The organism is Microbacterium thalli (assembly GCF_028737325.1).
Lineage (GTDB): Bacteria > Actinomycetota > Actinomycetes > Actinomycetales > Microbacteriaceae > Microbacterium > Microbacterium thalli.
The window spans coordinates 232,532-251,530 of record NZ_JAQZCH010000002.1 but is presented as its reverse complement, the minus strand read 5'-3'; the positions used below and the strand labels follow the sequence as shown (position 1 = coordinate 251,530).

At 68.9% G+C, this 18,999-nt stretch carries 17 protein-coding genes and 1 tRNA gene; 5 read left to right on the top strand and 13 right to left on the bottom strand.

What is annotated here, in order from left to right:
- Positions 1 to 67: 67 nt before the first annotated feature.
- Both PUW82_RS09000 and PUW82_RS08995 read right to left on the bottom strand, forming a co-directional pair.
- Complete coding sequence (locus PUW82_RS09000; RefSeq protein ID WP_274221967.1) at positions 68 to 985, bottom strand: AEC family transporter; 918 nt, start codon at positions 983 to 985, stop codon at positions 68 to 70.
- A gap of 43 nt (positions 986 to 1,028) precedes the next feature.
- The gene (locus PUW82_RS08995; RefSeq protein ID WP_274221966.1) at positions 1,029 to 3,398 is read right to left on the bottom strand and encodes a glycoside hydrolase family 65 protein; all 2,370 of its coding nucleotides are present in this window, start codon (positions 3,396 to 3,398) and stop codon (positions 1,029 to 1,031) included.
- A gap of 124 nt (positions 3,399 to 3,522) precedes the next feature.
- On the opposite strand from PUW82_RS08995, the gene PUW82_RS08990 reads away from it, so the two are divergent.
- A complete protein-coding gene (locus PUW82_RS08990) occupies positions 3,523 to 3,924 on the top strand; it encodes a hypothetical protein (RefSeq protein ID WP_274221965.1) in 402 nt (133 codons plus the stop codon).
- Positions 3,925 to 4,082: 158 nt separating this feature from the next.
- On the opposite strand, the gene PUW82_RS08985 is transcribed toward PUW82_RS08990, so the two are convergent.
- Together PUW82_RS08985 and PUW82_RS08980 are read right to left on the bottom strand one after the other, a co-directional pair.
- Entirely contained in the window at positions 4,083 to 4,511 is a 429-nt protein-coding gene (locus PUW82_RS08985; RefSeq protein ID WP_274221964.1) for a hypothetical protein, read from the bottom strand.
- 250 nt (positions 4,512 to 4,761) lie between these two features.
- On the bottom strand, positions 4,762 to 5,355 hold the full coding sequence (locus PUW82_RS08980; protein WP_274221963.1) for an RNA polymerase sigma factor: 594 nt from the start codon (positions 5,353 to 5,355) through the stop codon (positions 4,762 to 4,764).
- 132 nt (positions 5,356 to 5,487) lie between these two features.
- Between PUW82_RS08980 and PUW82_RS08975 the strand changes: the two genes are divergently transcribed.
- Positions 5,488 to 6,243: a phosphotransferase gene (locus tag PUW82_RS08975; protein WP_274221962.1), complete on the top strand. Its 756-nt coding sequence runs from the start codon at positions 5,488 to 5,490 to the stop codon at positions 6,241 to 6,243.
- Positions 6,244 to 6,254: 11 nt separating this feature from the next.
- Here PUW82_RS08975 and PUW82_RS08970 read toward each other — a convergent pair whose 3' ends face one another.
- Positions 6,255 to 6,683: a YdeI/OmpD-associated family protein gene (locus tag PUW82_RS08970; protein WP_274221961.1), complete on the bottom strand. Its 429-nt coding sequence runs from the start codon at positions 6,681 to 6,683 to the stop codon at positions 6,255 to 6,257.
- A 59-nt stretch (positions 6,684 to 6,742) separates the two neighbouring features.
- Between PUW82_RS08970 and PUW82_RS08965 the strand changes: the two genes are divergently transcribed.
- Positions 6,743 to 8,080 (top strand): MFS transporter, encoded by a 1,338-nt coding sequence (locus tag PUW82_RS08965; protein ID WP_274221960.1) that lies wholly within the window; start codon positions 6,743 to 6,745, stop codon positions 8,078 to 8,080.
- A gap of 1 nt (position 8,081) precedes the next feature.
- On the opposite strand, the gene PUW82_RS08960 is transcribed toward PUW82_RS08965, so the two are convergent.
- The 6 genes from PUW82_RS08960 to polA all read right to left on the bottom strand — a co-directional run bounded on the left by PUW82_RS08960 (position 8,082) and on the right by polA (position 16,130).
- Positions 8,082 to 8,342, bottom strand: coding sequence for a DUF6458 family protein (locus PUW82_RS08960; protein WP_274221959.1), 261 nt, complete (start codon positions 8,340 to 8,342; stop codon positions 8,082 to 8,084).
- Between the two features lie 103 nt (positions 8,343 to 8,445).
- Entirely contained in the window at positions 8,446 to 9,222 is a 777-nt protein-coding gene (locus tag PUW82_RS08955) for an SGNH/GDSL hydrolase family protein (RefSeq protein ID WP_274221958.1), read from the bottom strand.
- Positions 9,212 to 10,579, bottom strand: coding sequence for an MFS transporter (locus tag PUW82_RS08950; RefSeq protein WP_274221957.1), 1,368 nt, complete (start codon positions 10,577 to 10,579; stop codon positions 9,212 to 9,214). The genes PUW82_RS08955 and PUW82_RS08950 overlap by 11 nt, the downstream gene beginning before the upstream one ends.
- Before the next feature lie 43 nt (positions 10,580 to 10,622).
- Positions 10,623 to 11,663: an LLM class flavin-dependent oxidoreductase gene (locus PUW82_RS08945; protein ID WP_274221956.1), complete on the bottom strand. Its 1,041-nt coding sequence runs from the start codon at positions 11,661 to 11,663 to the stop codon at positions 10,623 to 10,625.
- Positions 11,664 to 11,739: 76 nt separating this feature from the next.
- Entirely contained in the window at positions 11,740 to 13,416 is a 1,677-nt protein-coding gene (locus tag PUW82_RS08940) for a DUF885 domain-containing protein (RefSeq protein WP_274221955.1), read from the bottom strand.
- A 74-nt stretch (positions 13,417 to 13,490) separates the two neighbouring features.
- Complete coding sequence (gene polA, locus PUW82_RS08935) at positions 13,491 to 16,130, bottom strand: DNA polymerase I (protein WP_274221954.1); 2,640 nt, start codon at positions 16,128 to 16,130, stop codon at positions 13,491 to 13,493.
- 57 nt (positions 16,131 to 16,187) lie between these two features.
- Here polA and PUW82_RS08930 point away from each other — a divergent pair, with 57 nt between their 5' ends.
- The gene (locus PUW82_RS08930) at positions 16,188 to 16,619 is read left to right on the top strand and encodes a hotdog fold thioesterase (protein WP_274221953.1); all 432 of its coding nucleotides are present in this window, start codon (positions 16,188 to 16,190) and stop codon (positions 16,617 to 16,619) included.
- 80 nt (positions 16,620 to 16,699) lie between these two features.
- Here the strand turns inward: PUW82_RS08930 and PUW82_RS08925 are convergent, their stop codons facing one another.
- On the bottom strand, positions 16,700 to 17,317 hold the full coding sequence (locus PUW82_RS08925; RefSeq protein WP_112614836.1) for an ANTAR domain-containing response regulator: 618 nt from the start codon (positions 17,315 to 17,317) through the stop codon (positions 16,700 to 16,702).
- Between the two features lie 88 nt (positions 17,318 to 17,405).
- Here PUW82_RS08925 and PUW82_RS08920 point away from each other — a divergent pair.
- Positions 17,406 to 17,486, top strand: a tRNA-Leu gene (locus tag PUW82_RS08920).
- Between the two features lie 59 nt (positions 17,487 to 17,545).
- On the opposite strand, the gene pyk is transcribed toward PUW82_RS08920, so the two are convergent.
- Complete coding sequence (gene pyk / locus PUW82_RS08915; RefSeq protein ID WP_274221952.1) at positions 17,546 to 18,994, bottom strand: pyruvate kinase; 1,449 nt, start codon at positions 18,992 to 18,994, stop codon at positions 17,546 to 17,548.
- Positions 18,995 to 18,999: the final 5 nt, after the last annotated feature.

The following is an 18,999-nucleotide window of genomic DNA, read 5'->3' as shown; positions in this document are numbered from 1 at the left end:
CCTCCTTCTGCGAGGCGCACGCCCCGCCACGCCTCACGCTAGCCCACCGCGGGTGGCGGCGACATGATCAGCCGAGCAGAACGGTCGCACCGATGAGGATGGGGACGCAGCCGAGTGTCGTCAGGAAAACGGTGTCCCGGGCGATCGTCTCGCCGATGTCGTAGCGCTGGGCGAAGTTGAAGACGTTCTGAGCCGTGGGGAGCGCGGCGAGCACCGTCACGGCCAGGATCTCTTCGGGGGAGAGGCGGAAGGCGAACGCGGCGACGGCCCACGCGACGACGGGCATCGCGACGAGCTTCAGCCCGCTGGCGAGCAGGATGTCGCGCCGGCGACCCGAAGGCGAGAGCACACGCTGCCCGTGCAGCGACATCCCGTAGGCGATCAGCAGAACGGGGACGCACGCGTCGGCGATGAGCTGCAGGGGGTCGAGGACGATCGGCGGTAGCTCGAGGCGGCTCACCGAGACCGCGACACCGGCGAGGGAGGCGATGACGATCGGGTTGCCGAACGTGCGGCGAAGGATCGGCAGTGCTCGGCGCTGACCCGTCGTCACCGCTTCGAGGATCGCCATCGTGATCGGGGTGAACACGATGAGTTGCATCAAGATGACCGGCGCCGGCAGCGCCGCGGAACCGAGCAGGTAGAGGGACAGCGGGATGCCGATGTTGTTGGAGTTCACCTGGCCCGCGGAGAGCATCCCGATGAGCGCCTCGCCGACGGGCCTGCGCCAGATGAATCGCGCGACGAGCGCATAGACGAGGAACATCGATACCGCGGCGATGGCGGACACCGGGAGCAGTGCGGAGAACAGCGTCGACACATCCGCCTGCGACAGCACCACGAACATGAGGAATGGTGACAGGACGAAGAAGATGAGTCGCGCCAGCACGGGGCGGCCATGCGGACCGAGCAGATCGATGCGCCCGATCACGTAGCCGACGACGATCGCGACCCCGATCACGACGAACCCGGTCACGACCTGCACCCTCCGAGCCTAGGCGAGGCGCGGGGCAGGACTCGTCGACGGGTCAGTCCGCGAAGGCTGCGGTGAAGTCGCGCGGCGCGCGGCCCGGCGGTTGGGTCGGCCGGGGACCGACGGCGGGCAGCGGGGGAGTCGGCACGGTCGTCGGGTGGCCGGGGGACAGTACGAGGGTCTCGTCGAAGTGCCGGATGGATCGCGTCGGGCCGTCGCTGAGCAGATACACCGTCGCGGCCGGCGTGATGTCGAGATGGAGCGTCTGCCCGTCGATACGGACACCGAAGGCGATCCGTGTCAGCTGAGAGGGGAGGCGCGGGGCGAAGCGGAGACCGTTCTCGCTGTCGCGCATCCCGCCGAACCCGGCGGTCAGTGCCAGCCAGATGCCGGCGAGGGAGGCCAGGTGGAGCCCGGCATCGGTGTTCTCGTGCAGGTCGTGAAGGTCGATCGTGGCCGTCTCGGCGAGATAATCGGCGGCGAGTTCCAGGTGCCCGACCTCAGCGGCGATCACCGCCTGCACCGCGGCCGAGAGCGAGGAGTCCCGGACGGTGAGGGCCTCGTAGTAGGCGAACGCGCGCTCCTTCTCCGTGGCCGTGAACGCGTCGCCGGCGAGATACAACGCCAGCACGAGGTCGGCTTGTTTGACGACCTGCTTTCGATACAGGTCGAAGTAGGGGAAGTGCTCCTGCAGCGGGTACTGGTCGGGGGATGTGCCGTCGAAGTCCCAGTGCTGTTTGTCGGTGAAGCCCGCGAACTGCGGGTGAATCTGTCGCGCGGCGTCGAACGGGACGGTCATGGCGGATGCCGTCGCCGCCCACTGGTCGATCTCATCCGGGCCGACGCCGAGCGTATCGGCCACGTCAGGGTGGCGGCGCGCCGTGGCGGCGGCCCCGTCGAGGTTCAGCCGAGCCATCAGGTTTGTGTAGACGTTGTCGTCCACCATGGCCGAGTACTCGTCGGGTCCGGTGACGCCGTCGATGTGGAACCGTCCGTCGGCGTCGTGGTGGCCCAGCGACATCCACAAACGAGCGGTCTCGACCAGGATCTCCAGTCCTGCATCGCGCTCGAAGGCCCGGTCGCCGGTCGCCCGGACGTAATGCAGGGCGGCGAAAGCGATATCGGCGTTCAGATGGAACGCGATGGTGCTCGCCGGCCAGTAGCCGGAGCTCTCGCGGCCGTCGATCGTCCGCCAGGGGAAGGCCGCACCCGCGAGGCCCAGCAAGCGGGCGCGGCGGCGGGCGTGATCGAGCGTGGAGTGACGCCAACGGAGGGCTTGCTCGGCGGCGCGCGGCGCGGTCGACGTCAAGACCGGCAGGACGAAGGCTTCGAAGTCCCAGAACGTGTGACCGTCGTATCCCGCGCCGGTCAGGCCCTTTCCGGGCACCGACCGCAGCTCGGCGCGCGCAGCCGCCTGGAAGATGTGGAAGAGGGCGAACCGGACCGCCTGCTGCAGCTTCGGTTCTCCGTCCACCCGGACGTCCGCGCACGCCCAGTACTCGTCCAGTCGCGCTCGTTGCTGCTCTGCGAGCCCGTTCCAGCCGTCTCGCACGGCGTCGGCCACGGCGCCCTCGGCGCGATCGCGCAAGCCCGCGACGGACACGCCGTCGGCCCACTCGTGCCCGATGAATTTGACGATCTCGAGCCGCTCGCCGGGCTCCAGACGAACACTGATCGTGGTGCGGGCCAGGTCAGCCGAGACCTCCGTGCCGACGTCGGGGTCGGTCGAACCCGACGTCGCCACCCTGTGGTCCATCGTCACAGCGATGCCTTGGCTGCTCGTGCGGGTGCGGTGCACGAGGGTCGCCGCGGACCCGAGCACGACGTGCTCGACGCCGTCGAGCGGAGCATCGACCGTCCGCTGGACGCGCGCTTCGGGATGCGCGTCGGGGATGGCCTCGTTCGCCACGAGCTCCGACTGAACGGTCGCCGTGACGGGCGCATCCATCGCCTCGACCTCGTAGCGGACCGCGGCGACGGATCGATGTGAGAGAGAGACGAGCCGGGTGGAACGAACGCGAACCGCGCGGCCTGCGGGCGACGTCCACTCGACGTGGCGGTGCAGCGTGCCGGCCCGGAAGTCCAGGCGCTGGTCGTGTCGTGCCAGCGTCCCGCGCCGCACGTCGAACGGTTCGTCGTCGAGCAGCAATCGGAGGATCTGACCGTTGGACACGTTGATGACGTGCTGGCCGTCCTCGGGGTAACCGTAGCCGTCCTCGGCATAGGGCATCGGATACTCCTCGAAGACGCCGTTCAGGTACGTCCCGGGGATGCCGCGTGGATCGCCCTCGTCGAGGTTTCCCCGCCAGCCGATGTGCCCGTTGGACAGCGCGAAGACCGACTCGCGATGCATCAGCTGAGACGTATCGATGCCCGACAGGCCGATGCTCCACGGGTCGACCGTGAACGGATACGAGCCGCTCATGCGATCGGACGTGCGGCGGTGTGGTCGAGCCCGGCGGCGGAGAATCCATGTCGGTGCCCGAGAAGTCGCATCCGTCCACGGTAATCGACAGTGGCTCAGCGACCGTGCGGCGTACCATCACCACATGGGTCGTCGTCGCAGAATCATCGTCGATCCGCAGACGTGGCTGGAAGTCGAGGTGCCGGACTTCGCGACGGACGTCGAGGCGCTCGAGCGTTCACGTCGGCTGTCCCGCGGCGCCGTGCAGTCGGTGCGCATGGAGCCCGACTACGGCCTGGTTCTGCCGCTTTGGCCGGCGGACATCGAGGCCACAACAGACATCGAACGGCGTCTTCCTGACGACATTGTCCGAGGTCTCATGCTGTGGCAGGCGAAATTCGAGGACGGCTACGTCGTCGCGACGGCCTGGCGATCCGACATGCTCAGGAACGAGTGGCTCGCGCAGGGTGAGCGATTGTTCGCCGTCGTACACGAGATTCTCTGGTCGGACTTCGAAGTCCTCCCGAGCTTCCGGAGCCACAGATGATGCATCCGTGCGGTGTGAGATGCGTCACGGCAGCGCTGCGCTCGGCTACGCCGATAATGCACATTATGTCAGCTTGCACAGCTGCGGGCATCCCCGAGTGCGCCTGCAAGCAACCGAAGCCGCCCGTCGCCTCGACCGCGCCCCGAGCGATCCGGCGGCTATGAGATACGACCGGAGCAGTCTGTCGTGCTGCCGACGGCGGCGTCCGCCGGAAGCAGCCCGTTCGCTCGTTCCCGTACGAGCTGAGCTGCAGCTCGCTCGAACGCGATCCTCTCGCGAAGTGCATCATCCAGGCTCGTCCACTCCGGGCCCGCTTCCGTGAACGGGTTCTCCAACGCGGCCTCCTTCACATCCTCACCGAAGGTCGTCCAATCCTGGCTCCGAAGCAGCGATCTGGCCGCTTCGACGTCCGCGTGACCCGAGGCGGCGCTGAGTGACACCGCGAACGTGCAGCGGACGGCTTCTCCGGAAAGTGTCGTGTAATCCACGGCGAGAGTCAGGTCGACATCGACCACCTCCCCCGCGGGCCCGACGCCGAACTGCGGCACCCACATGGCGGCAGCACCCGTCACGAACACCGCCGACACGAGAAGACCCGTTGCGATGGCGCTCGTCCGAGACCAGGACGGACGTCCCCTGCGTTCGCCTGTCCCACCCGGGCCCGCGAGCGAGGAAACGAGCCAGGTCGTCGCTGCGGCGCTCACCCGGTGCCGCAGCGGAATGCGACCTGCATCTGCTGTTTTTGCATGATCGCGCGATGCGCGTTCCCGCTCACCGGCGTCGCGGAGGGCGGATCTCGCGCGTGCCACCGCCTCCGGACGAGGAGTGTGAGTATCGTCACGAGTGTTGCGGAGCGGTGTGAGTTCGTCCATGGCTTCCCTCCCCTTCGACAGTGATGAGCGCCGCCGCCCGACGGATGTGTCGTCGAGCGCGATTGAGGCGGGAACGCACCGTCCCCACGGGCACCTGCATCGCTTCGGCGATCGACGCGTAGTCGAGGTCGGCCCACGCATACAGAAGCAACGTGTCGCGGTCGGCGGCCCCCAGCTTCCGCAGCGCCTGGGTCAGTCGCCGCGTCAACCTCTCGGCATCGACGCGGGCCCCCGTCTGTTCGATGACGTCGGGCGCGATCCGAGCGGCCAGGTCGGCGGACATTCCGCGCCACGCGACCGCCTCGAGCCGGGCATGTTTGCGCATCAACCGGGTCGCGATCCCCAGGAGCCACGGGCGCGCATCGGAAACCGCGAGGTTGTAGGCCGATCGTCTCTCGAACGCGACGAGGACAGTTTCGGACATCACGTCCTCGGCAACGCGGTCCCCCATTCGCTGCGCCGCGTACCGGTACACGGACGTCGCGTGTCGCTCGAACAGCGCGCTGAACACCTCCGGCTCGCGCGCCGAGTGCTCAATCACCTCGTTATCGGGGCTCACATCCGTATTGCTCGAATCCTCCGGATTAGTTCACAGCAATCATTCCTCACAGCGTGCGGTCACGGAACGCCGCGATCCCCTGGCGTGAGCCAAGAGATCTACACTCGGCGGTGTCGTCAGGAAGGACGTTCCGTGAACCATGAGGAACCGCTGGCGGGTGGCAACGCGAGCGGCGCTGTCGTCCGCATCGACGGAACCGTTCGCAAGCCCTGGACGGCATCGACCGCCAGCGTCGTCACCTTCGTGAACGCGCTCCGCGGAGCCGGCGTCGATGCCCCGGCTCCGCAGGGTCGCGACGAGCAGGGTCGACAGGTTCAGGAATTCGTCGCCGGGACGCTGGCCGTCGAGGCCGGCCCGCTCTCCCCCGCGGAGCTCCGGCGCGTGGGCGCGATGGTCCGAGCCATCCACGACGCCAGCGCCGCTTACGTCCCGCCGGCGAACGCGGTGTGGGAGACCGCGGTGCCCGCGCCAGGCGCCGAACTGGTCTGCCACAACGACCTCGCCCCGTGGAACCTTCTCGTCGGAGACCGATGGGTGTTCATCGATTGGGATGCCGCGGCGCCCAGCACCCGTGTGTGGGATCTGGCCTACGCCGCGCAGGCGTTCACGCTCTCGGATGCCGCGCGGGACCCGCTGCTCGCCGCCGTGGACCTGGCCGCGCTCGTCGACGGCTATCGCGCGGACGAGAAGATGCGTCGCGCTCTGCCGGAGGCGATGTCCGACCGCACCGCGGCGATGTACGACCTGCTGCGGAGCTCGCACGCCACGGGGAAAGAGCCCTGGGGCACGATGTTCACCTCGGGGCACGGTGATCATTGGTCGACCGTGAACAGTTACGTCAGCCGCCATCGCGACCTGTGGAGCGCGGCTCTCCTGCCGGTCGCCTGATTCTTCCGGTTTCAGGTCAGGCGGGCGACGATCGCCGCGACGCGACGTTCGCGGGTGTCGGCGGCTTTCGCGCCCGTGACACTCGCGACATCCGCTTTGCGTCTGCTCGGCGCGAGGCCGTCGAACGCTCCGCGGACGCCGGCTACTTCGAGTGCCGCGGCGAGATCCTCGGGGACGTCCACCGTGCGCGGCGTCGTGTCGAGTTCGAGTGCCACGTCGATCGGGTCGCCGCCGGAGAGGCCGGTGGCCGCGCGTTTGTCGGCCGAGAACGGGATGAGGTGGCGTCCGCCCATGACCGCGAGCGTGCTGGGATAGCTGAACCCGTTGACGGTGACGACGACCGCGGCGCGCTGGCCGCCCCCGAGAGCTTCGACGACCTCGGGCGGCACCTCGATGCCGGTGTTGTTGCCGGTCTGGAACAGCGTCGTCTCGAACCGCATGCCTCGGATTATGGCAGTCGTGCCGCCGCGGCGCGAGACGACGGGAGTAGCGTGGACGGGTGACATTCGCCGCCTCCGCTCCCCCGGGCCGCGGCGGACCGGATCTGCGGGCCTGGCTCGTGTGGGGCACGGGCGTCGCGGCGTATGTCCTGTCGATCACCAACCGCACCTCGCTCTCGGCCGTCGGTGTCGACGCGGCGGAGCGCTTCCAGGCGGACGCCGCGACCCTGTCGATGTTCGCCGTCGTCCAGCTGGCCGTCTACGGCGGGATGCAGCTGCCGATCGGCGTCCTCCTCGACCGCTACGGCTCACGGCCGATCATGACCATCGGGATGGTGTTGATGGCGGTCGGGCAGCTGACCATGGCCCTCTCCCCCAGCGTCGGCGTCGCGATCGTTGCCCGCATGCTGCTCGGCGCCGGAGACGCGGCGATCTTCCCCGCGGTGCTGCGGCTGGTCGCCACCTGGTTCCCGGCGCAACGCGGCCCGGTGATGGTGCAGCTGACGGGCATCATCGGGCAGGCGGGTCAGCTCGTTGCGATCATCCCGCTCTCGGCGCTGCTGCACGCCACGACGTGGTCGATCACCTTCGGCAGTATCGCGGGTCTCGGCGTGCTCTTCGCGATCCTGGTGTTCCTCGTGATCCGCAATCACCCGCCCGAGGTGGATCGCGACGTGAGCGTCGACACCGACACGGGCGCGATCCGCGTCGTCACCTCGAGCGTTGACACGGGCGTCGGCATCCGCGCCGCTTGGGCGCACCCGGGAACACGTCTCGCCTTCTGGTCGCACTTCACGACGCCGTTCGCCGGCACGGCCTTCATCCTGCTGTGGGGCATCCCGTTCCTCACCGCCGGCGAGGGACGCACGCAGGCCGAGGCCACGTTGATCACGACGCTGTACGTCTTCGCCGGCATGGCGCTCGGCCCCATCGTCGGAGACCTGTCACGCCGCATCCCGAACCTGCGTTCTCGCGCGCTCGTCTTGCCCGCCGTGGGCGTGCAGCTGGCAGCCTGGACGGCTGTCCTGCTGTGGCCCGGACCGGCGCCGCTGTGGCTGCTGGTCACCCTGGCCGTCGCATTGTCGACGGGCGGCCCGGCATCCATGATCGCGTTCGACCATGCCCGAACGCACAATCCGTCGCACCGGCTGAGCACCGCGACGGGCCTGACGAACTCGGGCGGGTTCCTCGCCGCGCTGATCGCGGTGTTCGCAATCGGTCTCGCGCTCGACCTGCAGGGCGCGGGAACGCCGTCGACCTACACCCTCGACGCGTTCCGCATCGCCTTCCTGACACAGGTGCCGCTGTGGCTCATCGGCGGCACCTTTATCGCGGTCGAGCGCAAGCGCACCCGAATCCACATCGGCATGGATGCGCCGCGGCGACCGCGACGCTGACTCAGAGAGTCGGGTCGCCCGACGTGGTCGAGCTGTTACGCGTCACGCGCTGCCCGCTGGCCGGGTCGACGGCCGTGCGGCTGACGGTCTCGGTCTGGCGACGGCGGGCGAGCAGCACGAGGCCCAGGACGAAGATGACCGCACCCGCGCCCATGAGGATGTAGCCGATGAGGTCGAGATCCACCCACTCCACCTCGACGTTGACGGCGAAAGCGAGGATCGCTCCGATGACGAACAGGGCGATTCCGGAACCAATGCTCATGACAGCTCTTTCGGGACGGGCGTGCAAGCGGACGGCTCCGATCCTGGCGCCCCTGACCGAGCCCGCGCACCCGCTTGACACCGGCGGAGCGTGCGTGCTTGCGTCAGCCGCGCGGCGACACCTCGACCCACGAACCGAACTTCGGCGCACGTCCGTCACCCGACGACCGCCCCGTCAGCCGCCGCCGCACCCACGGGGCGAGGTGCTCGCGGAAGTACTCGCCGCGCGCGAGCGTCGGTGCCTGCTGCTCTGCGGGAAGCGCCCACCACTCCCCTGGCGCGTCCAGCCCGAGAGACCCGAGGACGCGCGCCGCGACACGGTGATGGCCACGGGCATTCATGTGCAGGCGGTCGGCGGACCAGTAAGAGGGATGCGTGAGCGTGCGGTCGTACCAGTTCAGCGCGCGCACGATGTCGTCGCGGTCGCCGAGACGGCTGACGACGGCATCCGACAGCGCGTCGCCGCGGCGGTTCACGAGGCTCCCGAACGGGAGCTGCGCCGACGGGTTCGCCCCCGACAGCACGATGAGGGTCACGCCCTCCTCGTCGCAGCGTCGCACGACCTGCATGAAGGCCTCGAGGACGTGTTCGACCGAGGTCCGCGGACGCAGCATGTCGTTGCCGCCGCCGTTGAACGACAGGTGGGTCGGCCGCAGCGCGAGCGCGGACTCGAGCTGCTCGTCCACGATGGGACGCACGAGCCGGCCGCGGATCGCGAGGTTGGCGTACTGGACGCTTTGCCCCGTCGCGTCGGCCCAGCCGGCGGCGACGAGGTCGGCCCAGCCGCGGACTGCGCCGTCGGGCAACTCATCCCCCACGCCCTCGGTGAACGAGTCGCCGATGGCGACGTAACGGACGGATGCCGCGGACTCAGCGCTCATCGAGTGCCATCCCCTTCCGATCGGCGAGGCCCCACGCCGCGGCGGCCGCGACAGCGAAGAAGATCGCGAACACCACGAAGAGCGCCGGCGCGCCGCCCCACAGCAGAAGCGGCGGGACGGAGAGGGGCGCGAGGATGGACGCGATGCGGCCCACCCCGGCGGCCCAGCCGGCACCGGTGCCGCGCATCGAGGTCGGATACATCTCCGGCGTGACGGCGTACAACGCCCCCCACGCACCGAGGTTGAAGAACGACAGGGCCATACCGGCGCCGATGATGACGCCCTCGGTGCTCGCGGTGCCGAACACCACGGCGGCCACGGCCGAGCCGACCAGGAACACCGACAGGGTCGCCCGCCGTCCCCACACCTCGATCAGCCAGGCGGCCACCGCGTACCCGGGCAGCTGCGCGAGCGTGATGATGAGCGTGAACCCGAACGAGCGCACGAGGTCGTACCCCTGCGTGTAGAGGATCGTCGGGATCCAGATGAACGCCCCGTAGTACGAGAAGTTCACGCAGAACCACACGAGCCACAGGCTCGCCGTTCGCGCGCGGAACTCCTTCGACCAGAGCGCGCCGATGCGACCGCGGCCGGTGGTGACCGGGGTGGGCGCGGCGTGGGCGGTGAGCGCGGGGTCGCCGGCGGCCGGCGAGGCGGGGTCCGCCGCGGCGGCCGGCGAGGCGGCTTCGAACTCGCGCACCACGGCGTCGGCGTCGGCGTGACGGCCGCGCCGCTCGAGCCAGCGCGCCGATTCGGGCAGCCCCCACCGCACGACGAGCGCGTACGCCGCGGGCACAGCGCCGATGAGGAAGGCCCAGCGCCATCCCTCATCGACCTGCGGAATGACGAAGTACCCGATGAGGGCGGCCGCCGTCCAGCCCACCGCCCAGAACGCCTCGAGGATCACGATCACCCGGCCGCGGATGCGTGCGGGTGCGAACTCGCTCACGTACGTGCTCGCGACGGGCAGCTCGGCTCCGAGCCCGAGACCGACGATGAAGCGCAGCACGAGCAGCACGGCGAGTCCGCCAACGGCGGCGCTCGCACCGGTGGCGAGGCCGTAGACGAGCAGGGTAACGGCGAACACGGACCGACGGCCGAAGCGATCGGCGAGCAGGCCGCCCAGGCTCGCACCGATGGCCATGCCGGCGAATCCTGCGGAGGCGATCCACGACGCTTGCGATGTCTCGAGCGACCACTCGGCGATGAGGGCGGTGATGATGAACGAGATCAGCCCCACGTCCATCGCATCGAGGGCCCAGCCCAGCCCCGAGCCGGTGAGGACCTTCAGGTGACGTCGTCCGAAGGGAAGGGCGTCGAGGCGGCGCGCCACCGAGGGCGTCGCGGTATCGGTCATTGCTCCATGCTATTGACCCGCGACGCCCCCGGATGCCACGACGTCAGGCCTTGCCGAGCATGTCGCGCACGAGCGGGACGACGCGCGTCCCATAGAGCTCGATCGAGCGCATCATCGGTTCGTGGCCGAGGGTGCCGTGCGAGAACTTGAGGTCGAAGCGATCGAGGTCCAAGGTCCGGACGGTCTCGGCGATCTTCTTCGCCACGGTCTCGGGCGAGCCCGCGTAGACGGCTCCGTCAGGGCCGAGATCGTGCTGGAACTGCAGCCGCGAGTACGGCGGCCAGCCGCGCTCGGCGCCGATCGCGTCGCGGTTCACCTTCATAGCCGGGAACACCTCTTCCCAGGCCTGCTCGTCGGAATCGGCGATGTGCCCCGGCGAGTGGACGCCAACGGGCAGCCGCTCGGCGCCCATTGCGTCTCGCGTGCGATGGAAGAGGTCCACGTAGGGCCGGAAGCGCGCCGCGCCGCCGCCGATGATCGCCAGCATCAGGCCGTACCCGTGGTGCGCGGTGCGGAGCACCGACTCGGGCGACCCGCCGACGCCGACCCATGCGCGCAGGCCGTTCTCGGTCTTCGGGAAGACGTCGGCGTTCGTCAGTGCCGGTCGGGTCTTCCCCTGCCACGTCACGGGCTGCTCCGTCCGGAGCTGGCCGAAGAGGTCGAGCCGCTCCTCGAAGAGGATCTCGTAGTCGGCCAGATCGAACCCGAACAGCGGGAACGACTCCGTGAAGGAACCGCGCCCGAGGATGATCTCGGCGCGTCCGTTCGAGACGGCGTCGAGGGTCGCGAAGCGCTCGTACACCCGAACGGGGTCATCGCTCGAAAGCACCGTGACGGCGGTGCCGAGGTGGATGTCGCGGGTGCGCGTGGCCGCCGCGGCGAGCACGATCTCGGGGCTCGAGACCGCGAACTCCCGACGGTGGTGCTCCCCCACGCCGAAGAAGTGGAGGCCGACCTCATCGGCGAGCACCGCCTGGTCGACGACGTTACGGATGGTCTGGGCGTCGGACAGGAGCGAGCCGTCGGCGTCGCTCGTGACATCGCCGAACGTGTCGAGGCCGAATTGGACGGAGGTCGCGGTCATGAGATCACCTTTCATTCACACGCATAAAACGGGCGGCCGACGGAAGTATTCCCGTCGGCCGCCCGTGGAGCCCGGCTCAGTCCGTGGCGAGCGCCATGCGCAGGGTGTCGAGTCCCACGCCGCCCAGCCGCAGCGCCGTCATGTGGAACGCCTTGATGTCGAAGTCGTCGCCGGCACGCGCCGCGTAGTCGTCGCGGATCTGCTCCCAGATGCGCTGGCCGACCTTGTACGACGGCGCCTGCCCCGGCCAGCCGAGGTAGCGGTTGACCTCGAAGCGGATGAACTCGTCGGGCATGTTCACGTTGCGCTGCATGAACGCCAGAGCGTACTCGGCGTCCCACACCCCTTCGCCATCGGGACGCTGCTTGCCCAGGTGCACGCCGATGTCGAGGACGACGCGTGCGGCACGCATCCGCTGCCCGTCGAGCATCCCCAGGCGGTCGGCCGGGTCGTCGAGGTAACCGAGCTGTTCCATCAGGCGCTCGGCGTAGAGCGCCCAGCCCTCGGCGTGGCCGCTGGAACCTGCCAGCAGGCGCCGCCACGAGTTCAGCTCCGCTCGGTTGTAGACGGACTGCGCGATCTGGAGGTGATGCCCCGGCACGCCCTCGTGATAGACCGTCGTGAGCTCGCGCCACGTGTCGAACGAGTCGACGCCCTCCGGTACCGACCACCACATGCGACCGGGACGCGAGAAGTCGTCCGTGGGACCGGTGTAGTAGATGCCGCCCTCGTTGGTCGGGGCGATCATGCATTCGAGCGTGCGAATCGGCTCGGGGATGTCGAAGTGCGTGCGCCCGAGCTCCTCGACGGCACGGTCGCTCGTCTCCTGCATCCACTTCTGCAGCGCCTCGGTGCCGTGAAGCTTGCGTGAAGCGTCCTGCTCGAGGAACGCGACGGCTTCCTCGACCGTCGCGCCGGGCAGGATCTCGTTGGCGATCGCCTCTTGCTCGGCGACCATCCGCGCGAGCTCCTGCAGCCCCCACTCGTACGTCTCATCGAGATCGACGGTGGCGCCCAGGAACCGGCGCGAGTGCAGCGCGTACAGCTCACGTCCGACGGCGTCGATGTCGGATGCCTCGGGCAGCAGCTCGGCGGTGAAGAACGAGGCCAACCCGTCATAGGCGACACGAGCGGCGTTGGCGTTGTCGGACAGATCGCGCGCCAGCGACGCGGGCAGCCCGCCCTCCGCCGGCGCCGCGTCGGCGGCGAAGGTGGCGAAGAAGCCGGTGTCGGAGGTGTAGCGGGCGATCTGCGTCGCGACCTCGGCGACCTGGCGCCGCGCCGGCACCACACCGCGGGCGATGCCTTCGCGGAGCGTCTCGATGTACCCCTCGATCGCCGCGGGGACAGCGCCCAACCGCGATGCGATGACGCTCCAGTCATCGACGGTGTCGGTGGGCATGAGGTCGAAGGTGCTGCGGATCTCCTGCGCGGGCGACGCGATGACGTTGACGTCGCGCAGGTGGTTGCCGGCCTCCGCCAGCTCGATCTGCAGACGCAGGTCGCCCGCGAGATCGGCCTGCGTGACGGTGTCGACGTCATCCACGGGCTCCGCCGCTTCGAGAGCGGCGAGCGTCGAGCGCGCCGCCTCGAGCATGCGGGCCGTCCCGGCGGGCGAATAGTCGTCGAGGCGACCGTTGTGCTCGAACCGGCCGATGTACGTCGCGAGCCCGGGCGAGAGCTCGGCAAGGGTGTCGACCCACGCGTCGGCGATCTGGTCGATCGGCGTGGGGGTGCGCTGTGCTTCGGTCATCCTCCGAGCCTACTGCGACCGGTTCCCCCGCCTCAGGGTGTCGCGCGACGCCGGCCTGCACCCGCCCGAAGCGCTCAGTGCCCCGCTACGTCCCAGTCGCCACCGCGCCCGATCTGGACCTCGAGCGGGACGGTCAGATCCGCCGCGTCGCCCATGCGCTCCCGCACGATCCGCTCAGCGGCATCCCACTCCCCCGCGGCCACCTCGACGACGAGCTCGTCGTGGATCTGCAGCAGCACGCGCGAATGCAGACCCTCGGACCGGAACTCCTGATCGATGCGGAACAGGGCGATTTTCATGATGTCCGCGGCGCTGCCCTGGATCGGGGCGTTGAGAGCCGCGCGCTCGGCGTTCTCACGCAGCACCCGGTTGGGGCTCGCGAGGTCGGGGAACGGGCGTCGGCGGCCGAAGATCGTCTCGGTATAGCCGTCGATGCGGGCCTGCTCGACGCTCGAGCGGAGGTAGTCGCGAACGGCGCCGAAGCGCGAGAAGTACTCGAGCATGAGCTGCTTCGCCTCGGACTGCTCGATCCGCAGCTGCTTCGAGAGCCCGAAGGCCGAGAGGCCGTAGACGAGCCCGTACGACATGGCCTTCACCTTGGTGCGCATCGCCGGGGTGACATCGGCGGGTTCGACCCCGAACACGCGGGCGCCGACGAAGCGGTGCAGGTCCTCGCCTGAGACGAAGGCTTCGATGAGACCCGGGTCTTCGGACAGGTGCGCCATGATGCGCATCTCGATCTGGGAGTAGTCCGCCGTCAGGAGGGTCTCATACCCCTCGCCCACCTCGAACGCCGCGCGGATACGCCGACTCTCCTCATTGCGGATCGGGATGTTCTGCAGGTTGGGGTCGGTGCTCGACAAGCGTCCGGTCTGGCTGCCGGTCTGCACGTACGTCGTGTGGATGCGGTCGTCAGCGGCGATCGCGGTATCGAGCGATTCGATGATCTGACGCAGCTTGGTCGCCTCGCGGTGCTGCAGCAGCAGCGCGAGGAAGGGATGCGGGTTCGACTCCTGCAGGTCGGCCAGCACCGCGGCATCCGTCGAGTACCCGGTCTTCGTCTTCCGTGTCTTCGGCAGCTCGAGATGCTCGAACAACACCTCTTGTAGCTGCTTGGGCGAACCGAGGTTGACCTCGCGTCCGATCGTCTCGTACGCCCGCCGTGCGATGTCGTCGGCGCGCGCGCCGAGCTCACCCGAGAACGTGGACAGCTTCTCGTGCGAGACCGCGACGCCCGCGAGCTCCATGTCGGCGAGCGTGTCGAGCGTGGGCAGCTCGATGTCGGTGAGCACCGAGGCGACGGGGGCGGGCAGCTCGGCGCGGACGGCGTCGGCGGCGCGCAGCGTGAACCACGAGAGCTGACCCGGGGTCGCGCCCTCGGTCTCGGGCACGAGCTGCGACGGGTCGGCCTCGGGAAGCTTCTCGTCGAGGTAGCGGTGCACGAGGTCGGCGAGGGTCTTGTCGGGGAAGCTCGGGCGCAGCAGCCAACCCGCCAGGATCGGATCGCAGGTCAGTCCGCCGAGCCGGATCCCGGCGCGCCGCAGCGCCTTGACCTGAACCTTCGCATCGGCCATGACCTTGGGGGTGTCGGACTCGAGCCACGCGCGCAGGGCTTCGGCGACGGTGTCGTCCCACGTCCCCTCGACAGCGGCATCGCGGGTCGCGAGACCGATCCGTTGAGGGAATCCGCCCGCGACCATGACGGTGACGCCGATGTCGCCCTCCTGGGCCTCGGCCCAGGCTGCCAGCGCCGCGGCATCGGGCTCGGACGCGACCGGCGCCGGCACTGCCGGGGCCGCGGCCTCGACCGCCATCGCGGGGTCGGCGCCGGCCGCCTCGAACACCCGCGGCAGCAACGTGCGGAACTCGAGACGGGCGAAGATGTCGCGCACGGCTTCGGCGTCGATCGGCTTGACCGCGAGGTCGGCGGGCGTCCGCTCGAGCTCGACGTCGGTGAGCAGCCGGTTCAGGGCGCGGTTGCGGCGCACGTCGTCGAGGTGCTCACGGAGGTTGCCGCCGACGACGCCGCCGATCTTGTCGGCGTTCTCGATCAGAGCGTCGAGCGTGCCCCACTGGGTCAGCCACTTCACCGCGGTCTTCTCGCCGACCTTGGGGACGCCCGGCAGGTTGTCACTCGTCTCGCCGACCAGCGCGGCGATGTCGGGATAGTTCTCGGGCGGCAGGCCGTACTTCTCGACGACCGCCTCGGGGGTGTACCGCTTGAGCTGCGAGACACCCTGCACGCTCGGGTACAGCAGCGTGACGTCGTCGGTGACGAGCTGGATCGTGTCGCGATCACCGGAGCAGACGAGCACCTGGAAGCCCTCGGCCGCGGCCCGGGTCGCCAGGGTGGCGAGGATGTCGTCGGCCTCGACATCCTCTTTGGTCAGTACCGTCACGTTCATCGCGGCGAGACACTCCTGCAGCAGCGGGATCTGCCCCTTGAACTCGGCCGGGGACTCGGACCGGTTCGCCTTGTACTCGCTGTACTCCCGCGTGCGGAAGGACTGGCGCGACGTGTCGAAGGCGACGGCGAGGTGCGTCGGCTTCTCGGCCTTGATGAGGTTGACGAACATCGACAGGAACCCGTAGATGCCGTTCGTGTGCTGGCCGTCCTTGGTCGTGAAGTTGTCGACCGGCAGAGCGAAGAACGCCCGGTAGGCCAGCGAGTGGCCGTCGACGACGAGAAGGGTAGGCTTTGCGGAGTCCGTCACCCGACCAGCCTAACGAGAGCGACGGACAGGACGACCCGCTGCGACCGAGGGTGGAGCATGCTCGAGAACACCGACGCCGAAGCCGGACTCGACTGGGCGCGCGCCCGCGGCAAAGGAGCGCTGGCCGAGCGCATGGGGATCGATTTCCTTGAGTTCACGACCGAGCGCTGCGTGGCGACGATGCCGGTCGAGGGGAACACCCAGCCCGCCGGCCTTCTCCACGGCGGCGCCTATGTCGTCCTGGGCGAGTCGCTCGGTTCGATGGCGGCCAACATGCACGCCGGCGCCGGTCGACTCGCTGTCGGCGTCGACATCAACGCCACCCACACGCGATCGGCCACCTCCGGCGTCGTGACCGGCACCTGCGTGCCGTTGCACCTGGGCCGTTCGATGACCGTGCACGAGATCGTCGTCACCGACGAACAGGGGCGACGGTGCTCGACGATCCGCATCACCAACCTGATCAAGGACTCCCCCGCCGCGTCCTGACGGCAGACGAGAAGACCCCGCCGGCGCACCGGCGGCCTCAGGCCGAGCGGTGCGCGACGGGGTCTTCGCGACGCGGGTGGTTACTTCTTGGGAGCCAGCTGCTCGATGATCGCCTTGGCGACATCCTGCATCGTCAGACGGCGATCCATCGACGCCTTCTGGATCCAGCGGAACGCCTCGGGCTCGCTGAGCCCCATCTTCTCGTTGAGCAGGCCCTTGGCCCGGTCGACGAGCTTGCGGGTCTCGAAGCGCTCGACCATGTCGGCGACCTCGGCCTCGAGCGTGATGATCTGCTCATAGCGGGCCAGCGCGATCTCGATCGCCGGGAGGAGGTCGTTGGGGGTGAACGGCTTCACGACGTAAGCCAGGGCGCCTGCCTCGGTCGCCCGCTCGACGAGCTCCTTCTGGCTGAACGCGGTGAGCAGGACGACCGGCGCGATGTGCGCCTTGCCGAGCCGCTCGGCCGCCGAGATGCCGTCGAGGACCGGCATCTTCACGTCCATGATGACGAGGTCGGGACGGAGCTCGGTCGCCAGCTGCACAGCGGTCTCGCCGTCTCCGGCCTCGCCGACGACGTCATAACCGTTGTCGCGGAGGATCTCGACGATGTCGAGTCGGATCAGCGATTCGTCCTCGGCGACGACGACCCGGCGAGGTGCGGGCGCGGCCGACGTGGGGACCTCTTCTTGCTCTGTCACCTTTCGATCCTACGGTATGGCCGTTCCGGGAACGCTCCCGCCTCGCTCGGTGGCACGCTTGATTGCCGGTAGGCTCCTAGAGGCGTGCGCCGGTGTGGCGGAATGGCAGACGCGACCGACTCAAACTCGGTTGTCTTCGGACGTGTGGGTTCGACTCCCACCACCGGCACGAACGAAAGGGCGAGTACCTCTTCACGAGGTACCCGCCCTTCGGCATCCCGGCTCCGGTTACTGGATCGCCTGGTAGATCGGTGCCCGGCCGTTGACGGCGTCGCCGATCTTGTGGATGCGGATGTCGTTCGTCGAGCCCTGGATTCCGGGAGGGGATCCGGAGATCACCACGACCTTGTCGCCGACCTCGGCGAGACCGTTGGAGAGGAAGTAGTCGTCGACCTGGTGGTACATCAGATCGGTGTGAGCCACCTCTTCGACCATGCTCGAGCGGATGCCCCACGTCAGCGCCATGCGGCGGCGGATGGCGGGGTCGGTCGCGAACGCGATCATCGGGATCTCGGGGCGCAGGCGCGACATGCGGCGCGCGGTGTCACCGGACTCGGTGAACATGCAGAGGAACTTCGCCTCGATGAACTGGGCGACCTCCATCGCAGCGAGCGTGATGGCACCGCCCTGCGTGCGCGGCTTCGCCGTCAGCGGAGCGATGCGGTCGAGACCGTGGGTCTCGGTCGAGTCCACGATCCGCGCCATCGTCTCGACGACGCCCACCGGGTACTTGCCCACGCTGGTCTCGCCCGACAGCATCACGGCGTCAGCACCGTCGAGGACGGCATTCGCGACGTCGCTGGTCTCGGCACGCGTCGGGACGGGGTTCTCGATCATCGACTCGAGCATCTGAGTCGCGACGATGACGGGCTTGGCCATGCGACGGCACAGCGCGACAGCCTTCTTCTGCACGATCGGCACTGCCTCGAGCGGCAGTTCGACGCCGAGGTCGCCGCGGGCCACCATGATGCCGTCGAAGGCGTCGATGATCTCCTCGAGGTTCTCGACAGCCTGCGGCTTCTCGATCTTCGCGATGACGGGGACCTTGCGGCCCTCCTCCGCCATGATCTCGTGCACACGCGTCACGTCAGCCGCGTCACGCACGAACGACAGAGCGATGAGGTCGGCACCCTGCTGCAGCCCCCAGCGCAGGTCGGCCTCGTCCTTGTCAGAGAGCGCCGGCACGCTGACCGCGACGCCGGGCAGGTTGATGCCCTTGTTGTTCGACACCGGACCAGCGACGATCACCTTCGTGGTCACGACGGGGCCGTCGACCGAGACGACCTCGACGCGGACCTTGCCGTCGTCGATCAGCAGGAAGTCGCCGGCCGTGACGTCGCCCGGAAGACCCTTGAAGGTCGTCGAGACGATCTCCTTCGTGCCGAGGATGTCGTCGGTGGTGATCTTGAAGATGTCGCCCACTGCGAGCTGGTGCGGGCCGTTCTCGAACTTCCCGAGCCGGATCTTCGGTCCCTGCAGGTCGACGAGGATGGCGACGGGGCGCCCCGCATCGTCGGCCGCCTTGCGCACGTTTGCCCAGCGGGCCTCGTGCTCCGAATAGTCTCCGTGGCTGAGGTTGAAACGGGTCACGTCCACGCCGGCGTCGATGATGGCTCGCACCATCTCGTAGCTGGCTGTGGCCGGTCCCAGGGTGGCGACGATCTTGGCGCGTCTCACTGAAT

Bases quoted from the DNA above. Each gene is read 5' to 3' on its own strand.
- PUW82_RS08995 (WP_274221966.1), bottom strand. From the start codon at position 3,398: ATGAGCGGCTCGTATCCGTTCACGGTCGACCCGTGGAGCATCGGCCTG.
- PUW82_RS08990 (WP_274221965.1), top strand. From the start codon at position 3,523: ATGGGTCGTCGTCGCAGAATCATCGTCGATCCGCAGACGTGGCTGGAA.
- PUW82_RS08970 (WP_274221961.1), bottom strand. From the start codon at position 6,683: ATGCGGTTCGAGACGACGCTGTTCCAGACCGGCAACAACACCGGCATC.
- PUW82_RS08960 (WP_274221959.1), bottom strand. From the start codon at position 8,342: ATGAGCATTGGTTCCGGAATCGCCCTGTTCGTCATCGGAGCGATCCTC.
- PUW82_RS08955 (WP_274221958.1), bottom strand. From the start codon at position 9,222: ATGAGCGCTGAGTCCGCGGCATCCGTCCGTTACGTCGCCATCGGCGAC.
- PUW82_RS08950 (WP_274221957.1), bottom strand. From the start codon at position 10,579: ATGACCGATACCGCGACGCCCTCGGTGGCGCGCCGCCTCGACGCCCTT.
- PUW82_RS08945 (WP_274221956.1), bottom strand. From the start codon at position 11,663: ATGACCGCGACCTCCGTCCAATTCGGCCTCGACACGTTCGGCGATGTC.
- PUW82_RS08940 (WP_274221955.1), bottom strand. From the start codon at position 13,416: ATGACCGAAGCACAGCGCACCCCCACGCCGATCGACCAGATCGCCGAC.
- PUW82_RS08930 (WP_274221953.1), top strand. From the start codon at position 16,188: ATGCTCGAGAACACCGACGCCGAAGCCGGACTCGACTGGGCGCGCGCC.